The 11,705-nt window shown below is 71.5% G+C and carries 11 protein-coding genes; 9 read left to right on the top strand and 2 right to left on the bottom strand.

Going from position 1 to position 11,705, the window contains the following annotated elements; translation table 11 throughout:
• Positions 1–11: 11 nt before the first annotated feature.
• Positions 12–467: a metallopeptidase family protein gene (locus OO68_RS28175; protein WP_106974439.1), complete on the bottom strand. Its 456-nt coding sequence runs from the start codon at positions 465–467 to the stop codon at positions 12–14.
• Between the two features lie 294 nt (positions 468–761).
• Between OO68_RS28175 and OO68_RS28170 the strand changes: the two genes are divergently transcribed.
• The 8 genes from OO68_RS28170 to OO68_RS28140 all read left to right on the top strand — a co-directional run bounded on the left by OO68_RS28170 (position 762) and on the right by OO68_RS28140 (position 9,101).
• Positions 762–1,184: a DUF3499 domain-containing protein gene (locus tag OO68_RS28170; protein ID WP_031110158.1), complete on the top strand. Its 423-nt coding sequence runs from the start codon at positions 762–764 to the stop codon at positions 1,182–1,184.
• Between the two features lie 212 nt (positions 1,185–1,396).
• Positions 1,397–2,761, top strand: coding sequence for a phosphomannomutase/phosphoglucomutase (locus OO68_RS28165; RefSeq protein ID WP_033311982.1), 1,365 nt, complete (start codon positions 1,397–1,399; stop codon positions 2,759–2,761).
• Positions 2,762–2,831: 70 nt separating this feature from the next.
• The gene (locus tag OO68_RS44440; RefSeq protein ID WP_078625493.1) at positions 2,832–3,002 is read left to right on the top strand and encodes a Trm112 family protein; all 171 of its coding nucleotides are present in this window, start codon (positions 2,832–2,834) and stop codon (positions 3,000–3,002) included.
• A 109-nt stretch (positions 3,003–3,111) separates the two neighbouring features.
• On the top strand, positions 3,112–4,239 hold the full coding sequence (locus OO68_RS28160; RefSeq protein WP_033311981.1) for an SIS domain-containing protein: 1,128 nt from the start codon (positions 3,112–3,114) through the stop codon (positions 4,237–4,239).
• Between the two features lie 54 nt (positions 4,240–4,293).
• Positions 4,294–5,445, top strand: coding sequence for a mannose-6-phosphate isomerase, class I (manA, locus tag OO68_RS28155; protein ID WP_033311980.1), 1,152 nt, complete (start codon positions 4,294–4,296; stop codon positions 5,443–5,445).
• A gap of 152 nt (positions 5,446–5,597) precedes the next feature.
• Entirely contained in the window at positions 5,598–6,572 is a 975-nt protein-coding gene (locus OO68_RS28150; protein ID WP_033311979.1) for a cation diffusion facilitator family transporter, read from the top strand.
• 322 nt (positions 6,573–6,894) lie between these two features.
• Positions 6,895–8,352: an adenosylhomocysteinase gene (ahcY, locus tag OO68_RS28145; RefSeq protein WP_033311978.1), complete on the top strand. Its 1,458-nt coding sequence runs from the start codon at positions 6,895–6,897 to the stop codon at positions 8,350–8,352.
• 134 nt (positions 8,353–8,486) lie between these two features.
• A complete protein-coding gene (locus OO68_RS28140; RefSeq protein ID WP_033311977.1) occupies positions 8,487–9,101 on the top strand; it encodes a hypothetical protein in 615 nt (204 codons plus the stop codon).
• Between the two features lie 37 nt (positions 9,102–9,138).
• On the opposite strand, the gene OO68_RS28135 is transcribed toward OO68_RS28140, so the two are convergent.
• Positions 9,139–10,161 carry an RDD family protein gene (locus tag OO68_RS28135; RefSeq protein ID WP_033311976.1) on the bottom strand — a complete coding sequence of 341 codons (1,023 nt, stop codon included), beginning with the start codon at positions 10,159–10,161 and terminating at the stop codon, positions 9,139–9,141.
• A 128-nt stretch (positions 10,162–10,289) separates the two neighbouring features.
• Here OO68_RS28135 and OO68_RS28130 point away from each other — a divergent pair, with 128 nt between their 5' ends.
• The gene (locus OO68_RS28130) at positions 10,290–11,297 is read left to right on the top strand and encodes a stage II sporulation protein M (RefSeq protein ID WP_033311975.1); all 1,008 of its coding nucleotides are present in this window, start codon (positions 10,290–10,292) and stop codon (positions 11,295–11,297) included.
• Positions 11,298–11,705: the final 408 nt, after the last annotated feature.

Below are 11,705 nucleotides of genomic sequence, written 5' to 3'. Positions count from 1 at the left end.
GAACCGGCGGCTCAGCCCTGGTCCTCGCCGTAACGCGGATCGACCGTCTCCGGCGTCAGCCCGAGGAGTTCGGCGACCTGCTCGACGACGACCTCGTGCACCAGCGCCGCCCGCTCGTCGCGCCCCTTGGTGCGGATCTCGACCGGCCGCCGGTAGACGACCACGCGCGCGGGGCGGCCCTCGCGGGCGCTGATCGTGCCGCCGAGCGGAACCGCCTCGTCGTTCCAGGCCTGGCCCGGCCCGTCGAGCCGTGGCACCTCCAGGACGAGGAAGTCGATGTCGGCGAGCTGCGGCCACCGGCGCTCCAGGCGCTCCACGGAGTCCTGCACCAGATCGGCGAACGCCTCCGCGCGGCTCGCGGCCAGCGGCACCTGCGGCGGTGCGATGGGGCCGCGCATGCCCCGTCCGTGTCGATCACGACGGCGGGGCCCGGGGGCGGCGGCACGGGGCGGTACGGGCTTGTCCATCACTGGTGAAGGGTAGTCCCCGCCGCGCCCCCGCGCCCGGCACCGCACGGCGGCACGGGCGGCTTCCGGCCGCGCCGCACGGCATGTCGTTACATGACCATTCAAGCCAAGGTTGGGCTCAAATCCGTATCCCGCCGAGACCGGCGACCTCATGGCAATTGAGGGTTTTGTGATGACTATTGACCGCTTGCGGCACCGTCCGGCACTCCGGACAGCGATGTCCCGGCAGGTCAGCGCGGTGTGCCCGAAGGGGTGTGTGGGGCGTTTCACAGCACGACACGGTGGGGTGACCTGGTGGAGAGTCGTCGCGGCCCGCTCAAGAGTGCGGTACCGTCCAACGTCGTGAGCCCTGTACGTCGCTGTTCGCGCACCGCCTGCGGCCGTCCCGCCGTCGCGACGCTGACGTACGTCTACGCCGACTCGACCGCGGTCCTCGGCCCGCTCGCCACCTACGCCGAACCCCACTGCTACGACCTGTGCGCCGAGCACTCCGAGCGCCTCACCGCCCCGCGCGGCTGGGAGGTCGTCCGGCTCCTCGACGGCTCGGCCCCGGCCCGCCCCAGCGGCGACGACCTGGAAGCGCTTGCGAACGCCGTGCGCGAGGCCGCCCGTCCCCAGGAGCGGGCGGCCGAGGCCGGCGGCGGAGGCCGCGGGGCCGACCCGAGGGAAGTCGCGCGACGCGGCCACCTGCGGGTTCTGCGGTCGCCCGACAACTGACCCACCCTGGTTCGGCGTCGCCGTACCGGCTCGGACACTTCCGCCGGCGTCCTCGGCAAGATGATCTCCTCGCAGAACCTCACCGGTCCCGGGCGGGATGCCGCCCTGACCTGAAGTTACGGCTGGGAGTCCTCTCGACGACCGCCCGGCGCGCTGTCGGTGGGCGAGGGTAGTTTGGGCGGACCGACAGTACTTTTTCAGGAAGGTTGGCCGTGGCTGCTGATCTGTCGCAGGTCGTGAAGGCGTACGACGTACGCGGAGTCGTCCCCGACCAGTGGGACGAGTCCCTGGCCGAGCTCTTCGGAGCCGCCTTCGTGCGGGTCACCGGCGCGAGCGCCATCACGACCGGGCACGACATGCGGCCCTCCTCACCGGGCCTGTCGCGTGCCTTCGCGCGCGGGGCGGCCGCACTGGGCGCCGACGTGACCGAGATCGGCCTCTGCTCGACGGACCAGCTGTACTACGCCTCGGGCGCGCTGAACCTGCCCGGCGCCATGTTCACCGCCTCCCACAACCCGGCCCAGTACAACGGCATCAAGATGTGCCGCTCGGGCGCCGCCCCGGTCGGCCAGGACACCGGCCTGACGGAGATCCGCGAACTGGTGGAGGCCTGGAGCGAGTCGGGCGCCCCGGAGCCGGCCGCGAAGGCGGGCACGATCACCGGCCGCGACACGTTGTCGGACTACGCGGCCCATCTGCGCTCCCTGGTCGACCTGACCTCCATCCGCCCCCTGAAGGTCGTCGTCGACGCGGGCAACGGCATGGGCGGGCACACCGTCCCCGAGGTCTTCGCCGGCCTGCCCCTGACACTGGTCCCGATGTACTTCGAGCTCGACGGCACCTTCCCCAACCACGAGGCCAACCCCCTCGACCCGGCCAACCTCGTCGACCTGCAGAAGCGGGTCCGCGAGGAGGGCGCCGACCTGGGCCTCGCCTTCGACGGCGACGCCGACCGCTGCTTCGTCGTCGACGAGCGCGGCGAACCGGTCTCCCCGTCGGCGATCACCGCCCTCGTCGCCTCCCGCGAACTGGCCCGGCACGGCGGCAAGGGCACCGTCATCCACAACCTGATCACGTCCTGGTCGGTCCCCGAGGTCGTCGAGGAGAACGGCGGCAGCCCCGTCCGCACCCGCGTCGGCCACTCCTTCATCAAGGCCGAGATGGCCCGCACCGGCGCGATCTTCGGCGGCGAGCACTCCGCGCACTACTACTTCCGCGACTTCTGGAACGCCGACACGGGCATGCTGGCCGCCCTTCACGTCCTGGCGGCCCTCGGCGGCCAGGACGGCACCCTCTCCGCCCTCGTGGCCCAGTACGACCGCTACGCCGGCTCCGGCGAGATCAACTCCACCGTCGCCGACCAGCAGGCCAGCCTCGCCGCTATCCGCTCCGCGTACGGCACCCGCGAGGGCGTCACCCTCGACGAGCTCGACGGCCTCACGGTCTCCGCCGCCGACTGGTGGTTCAACGTCCGCCCGTCCAACACGGAACCGCTGCTGCGCCTGAACGCGGAGGCGAGGGACGCCGGGACGATGGCCCGGGTGCGCGACGAGGTGCTGGGGATCATCAGGAGCTGAGGCGCCACCCCCACCGGCGGTAACCTGACCAGGCACGACCTCACGCGCTCGCACCTCGGAGGAACCCCTCATGCCCCTCGAATCCGGCCTCCTCGACATCCTCGCCTGCCCGGCCTGCCACGCCCCCCTCAAGGAGCAGGAAGCCGAACTGATCTGCACCGACGGCAGCTGCGGCCTGGCCTACCCCGTCCGCGACGGCATCCCCGTCCTCCTCGTCGACGAGGCCCGCCGCCCCGCGTGACCGGCGCGGGCGCACGCACCCGCGACACCGCGGTGCACATAGCCCCCGGCACAGCGGGCACGATCAGGACACCCCGACAACGGACCCCGGCGATGGGAAGCTGCCGCCCATGCTCGACGAATCGCTGCTCGACTCCCCGGAGGGCCTCGCCGAGGCCGACCACCGCGGACTGCTCCGCGGCGCCGCAGAAGCCGGCGCCCGCGTCCGCACCGCCGCCCGCCACGCCGCCGAGGCGGGCGTGGGCGACCTCAAGCCGGACGGCCGCCCCCGCGCGGTCCTCATCGCCGGCCCGGGTGCCGCTGCCACCCACGCCGCCGACCTCATCGGCACCCTCGCCGGCGCCGGCAGTCCGGTCACCCGCCTCGCCCCCACCGGCGTCGCTCCCGCCGCCGGCGCCCTGCGCTGGGAACTGCCCGGCTGGGTCGGCTCCGTGGACCTCCTGCTGATCACCACCCCGGACGGCACCGAACCCGGCCTGTCCCTCCTCGCCGAGCAGGCCTACCGCCGGGGCTGCACCGTCGCCGCCGTGGCCCCCGCCCGCACCCCGCTCGCCGATGCCGTCGCCGGCGTGCACGGCCTGTTCGTCCCCATGGCCACCGCCCCGTACGACCAGGACGAGCCCCTCGCCGCGTCCGCCCCCGGCGTTCTGTGGGCCCTGCTCACCCCGCTGCTCGCACTCCTGGACCGCACCGGCGTGCTCGCCGCCCCGCCGGACGCCCTCGGCAAGGTCGCCGACCGCCTCGACCGCGTCGCCGAACGCTGCGGCCCGGCCATCGCCACGTACAGCAACGCCGCCAAGACCCTCGCCGCCGAACTGGCCGACGCGCTCCCGATCGTCTGGACCGAGGGCATCTCGGCCGGCCCGGCCGGCCGCCGCTTCGCCGCCGCCCTCGCCGAACTGTCCGGAACCCCCGCGGTCGTCGCCGAACTCCCCGAGGCGCTCGCCGCCCACGGCGCCCTGCTCGCCGGACCGCTGGCCGCCAGCGCCGACCCCGACGACTTCTTCCGCGACCGCGTCGAGGAACCACCCGCCCTGCACGCGCGCGTGGTCCTGCTCCGCGACCGCCCCATCGGCGGCCTCACCGCCGCCCCCGGCGCCCGCGACCTCGCCCTCAGCCACGACACACCGATCAGCGAGCTGGAACCGGAGGCCGGCGGCGAGCTGGAGACCCTCGCGGAACTGATCGCCATCACGGATTTCGCCGCGGTTTACCTGGCGCTCGCTTCGAGGGCCTGATCTTGCCCGGGACACCCTGAAGCGCCCGCACCCCGCACCCCCAGAGAGAACCCCATGGACCGCCTCGACAACACCATCCGCCCCTACGCCTGGGGTTCCCCGACCGCCATACCGCAGCTGCTCGGCGTCGAACCGACCGGCGAACCGCAGGCGGAGATGTGGATGGGCGCCCACCCCGGCGCGCCCTCGCGCACCGACCGGGGCACACTCGTCGAGGTCGTCGGCACCGACCCCGAGAAGGAACTCGGCCCCGCCGCCGTCGCCAAGTTCGGCCCCCGGCTGCCCTTCCTCCTCAAGCTCCTCGCCGCCGGCGCCCCGCTCTCCCTCCAGGTCCACCCCGACCTCGCCCAGGCGAAGGAGGGCTACGCGGACGAGGAACGCCGCGGCATCCCCGCGGACGCCCCGCACCGCAACTACAAGGACGCCAACCACAAGCCCGAACTGATCTGCGCCCTCACCGAGTTCGACGGCCTGTGCGGCTTCCGCGCCCCGCTGGAGGCCGCGGCCCTCCTCGACGACCTCGGAGTCGACTCCCTCAAGCCCTACGTCGACCTGCTGCACGCCCACCCCGAGGACGCCGCCCTGCGCGAGGTCCTCACGGCGATCCTCACCGCCGACCCCGACGAGATGTCCCGCACCGTCGCGGAAGCGGCCGCCGCCTGCGACCGCCTCGGCGGCGCCTACGCCCCCTACGCCGACATCGCCCACCACTACCCGGGCGACCCCGGCGTCATCGCCGCGATGCTGCTGAACCACGTCCGGCTCCAGCCCGGCGAGGCCCTCTACCTCGGCGCCGGCATCCCGCACGCCTACCTGAACGGCCTCGGCGTGGAGATCATGGCCAATTCCGACAACGTCCTGCGCTGCGGCCTGACCCCCAAGCACGTCGACGTCCCCGAACTCCTGCGCATCGTCCGCTTCCGCCCCAGCGACCCCGGCGTCCTGCGCCCCGAGGCCTCCCCGGACGGCGAGGAGGTCTACGAGACCCCCATCGACGAGTTCCGCCTGTCCCGCTACGTCCTGGCCGAAGCCGGCACCGCCCACGACCTCACCCGCCCCACCCCGCAGATCCTGCTCTGCACCGCCGGCACGGTCCGCGTCGGCGAACACGACCTGACTCCCGGGGCGTCCGTCTTCGTCCCGGCCGGCGAAAGGGCCGAAGTGTCCGGAACGGGAACGCTTTTCCGGGCCACCGTCATCGCCTGACCGTTTCGGCGGCCACGTGCTGGTGACCTGACTCACCGCTGTCTCGGCGGGCTGCAACAATGGCCCACCGTCAAGCACGGGCAAAGCCACGGGCGCGCACCAAGGCGGGCGCCCGGGCCCTGGAACGGCGTACGAAGGGACAACGCGAACCTATGAGCGCGTCAGGTGGAACCAAGGCGATCGTGGCGGCATTGGCCGCCAACCTCGCCATCGCGGTAGCGAAGTTCGTGGCGTTCCTCTTCAGCGGCTCGTCATCGATGCTCGCCGAGTCCGTCCACTCACTCGCCGACTCCGGCAACCAGGCCCTGCTCCTGGTCGGCGGAAAGAAGGCCAAGCGCGAGGCCACCCCGCAACACCCCTTCGGCTACGGCCGCGAGCGCTACATCTACGCCTTCCTCGTCTCCATCGTCCTCTTCTCGGTCGGCGGCATGTTCGCCCTGTACGAGGGCTACGAGAAGATCAAGCACCCGCACGAGCTGACCCACTGGTACTGGCCCGTCGGCGTCCTGGTCTTCGCGATCATCGCCGAGACGTTCTCCTTCCGCACGGCCATCAAGGAGTCCAACGTCCTGCGCGGCAAGCGCTCCTGGAAGGAGTTCGTCCGCCACGCCAAGGCCCCTGAGCTCCCGGTCGTCCTCCTGGAGGACCTCGGCGCCCTCGTCGGCCTGATCCTCGCCCTCGGCGGCGTCGGCCTCGCCCTGCTCACCGGCGACGCGGTCTGGGACGGCATCGGCACCCTCTGCATCGGCATCCTGCTCATCCTGATCGCCCTGGTCCTCGCCGCCGAGACCAAGTCGCTGCTGCTCGGCGAGTCCGCCGGCACCGAGGAGACCCAGAAGATCGAGGCCGCTCTCGTCGACGGCGACACGGTCACCCGCATCATCCACATGCGCACGCTCCACCTCGGCCCCGACGAACTCCTCGTCGCCGCCAAGATCGCCGTCCAGCACGACGACACGGCGACCGAGATCGCCTCCGCCATCGACGCCGCCGAGTCCCGCATCCGAGACGCCGTCCCGATCGCCCGCGTGATCTACCTCGAACCGGACATCTACAGCGAGGCCGAGGCGGCCAAGGGCCCCGACCCCGAGGCCTCCCCCGGAGGCCCGGCGCCCGCGGCCCACTGACCTCTCCCGCCCGCGCCCACGGGGCCCGCCGGACCGACCGGCGGGCCCCGTCGCCGTCCCCGGACCCGCCGGTGATCGCCCTGGGGATTCACGGGCGGGCTGGGGTTCGCCCCCGCCCCCGGTGTAGCTTGGGACGGAGCCAGACGTCGCTGCTGATGGCGGTCGGGCGGTCCGATGCGGACCGGCCGAGGGAGAGAGGGCCTCCGACGGACTGCGCTGCGCGTACGCGGGCATGCCTGTGTCCTCTTTCGGGCACTCCTGTGTCCGCCGCCGCGCAGACCAGCCGTACCCACCTCGCCCCAACTCCGAGGAGCAGCTCGCAATGACGACTGTCGAGAACCGACAGGACTTCAAGGTCGCCGACCTCTCCCTGGCCGCATTCGGCCGCAAGGAGATCACCCTCGCCGAGCACGAGATGCCGGGCCTGATGGCGATCCGCAAGGAGTACGCCGAGGCACAGCCCCTGGCCGGCGCCCGCGTCACCGGCTCCCTGCACATGACCGTCCAGACCGCCGTGCTCATCGAGACCCTGGTCGCCCTCGGCGCGCAGGTCCGCTGGGCCTCCTGCAACATCTTCTCCACCCAGGACCACGCGGCCGCCGCCATCGCCGTCGGCCCGAACGGCACCGTGGACAACCCCCAGGGCGTCCCGGTCTTCGCCTGGAAGGGCGAGACCCTGGAGGAGTACTGGTGGTGCACCGAGCAGGCGCTGACCTGGCCGGACAGCCCCACCGGCGGCCCCAACATGATCCTGGACGACGGCGGCGACGCCACCCTCCTCGTCCACAAGGGCGTCGAGTACGAGAAGGACGGCAAGGTCCCCTCGCCCGACACCGCCGAGTCCGACGAGCACCGCGTCATCCTCGAACTGCTGAACCGCACCATCACGGACGGCTCGCAGAAGTGGACCCAGCTGGCCTCCGAGATCCGCGGTGTCACCGAGGAGACCACGACCGGCGTCCACCGCCTGTACGAGATGCAGCGCGACGGCACCCTCCTGTTCCCGGCGATCAACGTCAACGACGCCGTCACCAAGTCGAAGTTCGACAACAAGTACGGCTGCCGCCACTCCCTCATCGACGGCATCAACCGCGCCACCGACGTCCTCATCGGCGGCAAGACCGCGGTCGTCTTCGGCTACGGCGACGTGGGCAAGGGCTGCGCGGAGTCCCTGCGCGGACAGGGCGCCCGCGTGATCGTCACCGAGATCGACCCCATCTGCGCCCTCCAGGCCGCGATGGACGGCTACCAGGTCGCGACCCTCGAGGACGTCGTCGACAAGGCCGACATCTTCATCACCACGACCGGCAACAAGGACATCATCATGGCCTCGGACATGGCCAAGATGAAGCACCAGGCGATCGTCGGCAACATCGGCCACTTCGACAACGAGATCGACATGGCCGGCCTCGCCAAGATCCCCGGCATCGTCAAGGACGAGGTCAAGCCGCAGGTCCACACCTGGACCTTCCCCGACGGCAAGGTGATCATCGTCCTGTCCGAGGGCCGCCTGCTGAACCTGGGCAACGCCACCGGCCACCCGTCGTTCGTGATGTCCAACTCCTTCGCGGACCAGACCCTGGCCCAGATCGAGCTGTTCACCAAGCCCGACGAGTACCCGACCGGCGTCTACGTGCTCCCCAAGCACCTCGACGAGAAGGTCGCCCGCCTCCACCTCGACGCGCTCGGCGTGAAGCTCACGACGCTGCGCCCCGAGCAGGCCGAGTACATCGGCGTGAAGGTCGAGGGCCCGTTCAAGCCGGACCACTACCGCTACTGAGCCGAGCAGCACCGCTGCCGGCCAGCCGGCAGCCGGTTCAGATCTCCGAGGCAGGCCCCCGCACCCCCGTGCCGGGGGCCTGCCCCGTTTGACGGACCGGCGACCGGCCCAGCCCGTCAAGACCCAGGACCCCCATGCCCCGCGGCCGATATTCGCTCCACGATCCGCACGATCACACCCCCCTCGCGGAAGAGCACTTCCAGTGCGCCCCCGGCCCCTCCGGCTGGCGCTACGTCTCCCAGCTGACCACCCCCGCCGGCGATCACCACGGCTCCGTCGACCTCACCCTCGACGAACTGGGCCGCCCCCTCCGTCTGGAACTCCACGCCGCCGCCTGGCAGGTCCGCGGAGCCGCCCTCGACGGCGTGACCTGGGTCCGCACCGACCCCACCGGGACCGAGGCCACCGAAGGCAATGTGCGCGCCCACGCCTTCACCGGCACGTCCCCGGCATTTCTCGTCGCCACCGCCCGCCTCCTGCGCCTCACCCCCTCCGCGACCGCCACCCGCGTACGCCTCGTCGCCTTCACGGACCCGGTCCTCGCACCCCGCACCGTGGACCAGTCCTGGGCCTTGGTGAAGAGCGAAGCACACGCCACTGACAACGGCCCCCTGACCGTGGACGAATACCAGGTCACAGCGTTGGACACGGGCGAGCAGCACACCGTGCACATCGCCGGGGACGTGGTGCTCGCGGCCCCCGGCATCGAGCTCGAAGACCTGGAGTCACCGCCGTCGGCGTTCACCTGAGCAGACACGCAGCCCGGCCGGAGGCCGCCGCACTCCACTACGCCGGCGGGACGAACCCGGTGCCGGGCCTCTCGCCGGCCGAGACACCCGGTGACTCGGTCGGCCGCCGCTCCCCGCCGGACGGCTCGGACACCACCTCGGACGCCCCCACCGGCCGCGCAGCGGCAGCCGGTGCCGAGCCCGCGGTCGGGGTGTTGCCGGCTGTTGGTGTCCGGCCCGTACCCGCAGAGCCGTCAGCCGCCGGAGCCGCAGAGGATGCTGATGCAGACGCAGACGCAGACGCAGACGCCGATGCGGTCGGCTGGGCCGCGTCGTTTCCGAAGGCCCGCCGTGCCTCCCGCGCCTGCCGTTCCTGCACGACCGCGGCCAGATAGGCAGCCGGCGGCACGTCCTGGGGCACCGGAGCGCCCGTCCGCTCGGCGAGATCCGACGCCAGCCGCTCCGCCATCGACCAGCCCACCTGCGGGTCCAGCTGCTGCATGCGCGTCAGGTACTGCCGGACGGCGAGCCACAGCCCGTCGGGCACCGCGGACAGATCGAGCTCCGAGAACCGCCCCGCCAGCCAGGGCGGCGGGGGCGGCACGAAGCCGGTCCGCGTGACCGGAATCCGCTCCCGCACGACGAGCGTCCCCGCGAACACATCCCCCAGCCGCCTCCCGCGCGCCGACACGAACGAGGAGATGCAGGCGACGATCCCAAAGGTCATGAGGATCTCGATCACGCCGATCAAGCCCCTCACCAGCGCATGCCGGAACCGGATCGGGCCCCCGTCGTCCCGCACCACGCGCAGCCCGCACGCCATCTTCCCGAGCGACCGCCCGTGACTGAGCGTCTCCACCGCGATCGGCCCGCCCACCAGCACGAGGACGAACGTGGCGATCGACAGCGCCGTCTGCGCCGCTTCGTCGAGCGAGGCCGTGGAAACGACCAGCGCGATGGTCACCGCGACGTAGAGCGCCATGGCCGCCACGAGATCGAGCAGTACGGCCAGCGCCCTGCTGGGCAGCCTCGCGGGGCGCAGCTCCAACGCCACAGCCTCGCCTGTCACCAGCTCACTCACGCCTGCCGTCCTTCCCCTGCCCTGCCCCCGACAGGGCCAGTCTGCCAAGCTGAGGGCGCATCGCACCGTAGTACGACAAGCTGATCCACGACGAGCCTCCGACGACCAGCCGAGGAGCAGGCACCCCGATGGACCTCGACGTCTTCGTCTCCGCCCACCGAGCGGAGTGGGACCGCCTCGAAGCTTTGCTCCGCCGCCAGCGCCGCCTCAACGGCACGGAAGCCGACGAACTCGTCACTCTCTACCAACGCACGGCGACGCACCTCTCCCTGATCCAGTCCAGCGCCCCCGACCCCCAGCTGACCGGTCGGCTCAGCCAGCTCGTGGCACGCGCGCGTAGTGCCGTGACAGGCACCCGACGCGCCTCCTGGCGCGACGTCACACGCTTCCTGGCCCACGGTTTCCCGGCCGCCGTCTACACAACGCGCCACTGGTGGGTGCCCACGGCCCTCTTGTCCACGGCTGTCGCGGCCCTCCTGGGCTGGTGGATCGGTACCCACCCCGAAGTGCAGGCCTCCATCGCGGCCCCCAGCGAACTCCGCGAGCTGACCCGCCCTGGCGGCCAGTACGAGACGTACTACTCCAGCCACCCGGCGGCGAGCTTCGCCGCCCAGGTCTGGACGAACAACGCCTGGGCCGCCGCCCTGTGCCTCATCCTCGGCGTCTTCCTGGGACTCCCGGTCCTGTGGATCCTGTTCCAGAACATGCTCAACCTCGGCATCGGCGTAGGCCTGATGTCCTCGGCCGGCCGTCTCGACACGTTCCTGGGCCTGGTCCTCCCGCACGGGCTCCTCGAACTGACCGCGGTCTTCGTCGCGGCCGGCACCGGCCTGCGCCTGGGCTGGACCCTCATCGACCCCGGCCCCAGGACGCGGCGGACGGCGCTCGCGGAAGAAGGCCGAGCCGCCATAGGCATGGCCATCGGTCTGGCCCTCGTCCTCTTCGTCTCCGGCGCCATCGAAGGCTTCGTCACCCCGTCCGGCCTGCCCACCTGGGCCCGCATCACCATCGGGATCGTCGCCGAAGTGGCCTTCCTGGCCTACGTCTACGTCCTGGGCGGCCGTGCCGCCCGTGCTGGAGAGACAGGTGACGTCGAGGCAGCGGAACGCAGCGCGACCGTCCCCACGGCAGCCTGATCGTCCCGCCCACCGCCGGATGTGCGACCACCTCTGTTCAGCTGCTAGTCTCCTCTTCGCCCCACAGGAGCCGTTGACACGGCGAGTGAGGGGAGGTAGATTCGAACAGTTGCCTGGAGATGGGCTCTAGCCCTGGACCAGCCACAGTGAACATCTACCTGCTTCTTGAAACTCTGATTTCATTGAAGCCTCTCCCGTCGAATCGGAAATGAGCGGCCGGTCAGTTCGGCCCAAAACTTCTGATAAAGTCGGAACCGCCGGAAAGGGAAACGCGGAAGCGGGAACCTGGAAAGCACCGAGGAAATCGGATCGGAAAGATCTGATAGAGTCGGAAACGCAAGACCGAAGGGAAGCGCCCGGAGGAAAGCCCGAGAGGGTGAGTACAAAGGAAGCGACCGTTCCTTGAGA

This window comes from Streptomyces iakyrus, from assembly GCF_000717055.1.
Lineage (GTDB): Bacteria > Actinomycetota > Actinomycetes > Streptomycetales > Streptomycetaceae > Streptomyces > Streptomyces iakyrus.
Note: the sequence above shows the minus strand (reverse complement) of the source record. Positions and strands in the feature narration are given on the sequence as shown.

Bases quoted from the DNA above. Each gene is read 5' to 3' on its own strand.
- OO68_RS44440 (WP_078625493.1), top strand. From the start codon at position 2,832: ATGCCCCTCGAATCCGGCCTCCTCGACATCCTCGCCTGCCCGGCCTGC.
- manA (WP_033311980.1), top strand. From the start codon at position 4,294: ATGGACCGCCTCGACAACACCATCCGCCCCTACGCCTGGGGTTCCCCG.
- OO68_RS28160 (WP_033311981.1), top strand. From the start codon at position 3,112: ATGCTCGACGAATCGCTGCTCGACTCCCCGGAGGGCCTCGCCGAGGCC.
- OO68_RS28140 (WP_033311977.1), top strand. From the start codon at position 8,487: ATGCCCCGCGGCCGATATTCGCTCCACGATCCGCACGATCACACCCCC.
- OO68_RS28175 (WP_106974439.1), bottom strand. From the start codon at position 467: ATGGACAAGCCCGTACCGCCCCGTGCCGCCGCCCCCGGGCCCCGCCGT.
- OO68_RS28130 (WP_033311975.1), top strand. From the start codon at position 10,290: ATGGACCTCGACGTCTTCGTCTCCGCCCACCGAGCGGAGTGGGACCGC.
- OO68_RS28150 (WP_033311979.1), top strand. From the start codon at position 5,598: ATGAGCGCGTCAGGTGGAACCAAGGCGATCGTGGCGGCATTGGCCGCC.
- ahcY (WP_033311978.1), top strand. From the start codon at position 6,895: ATGACGACTGTCGAGAACCGACAGGACTTCAAGGTCGCCGACCTCTCC.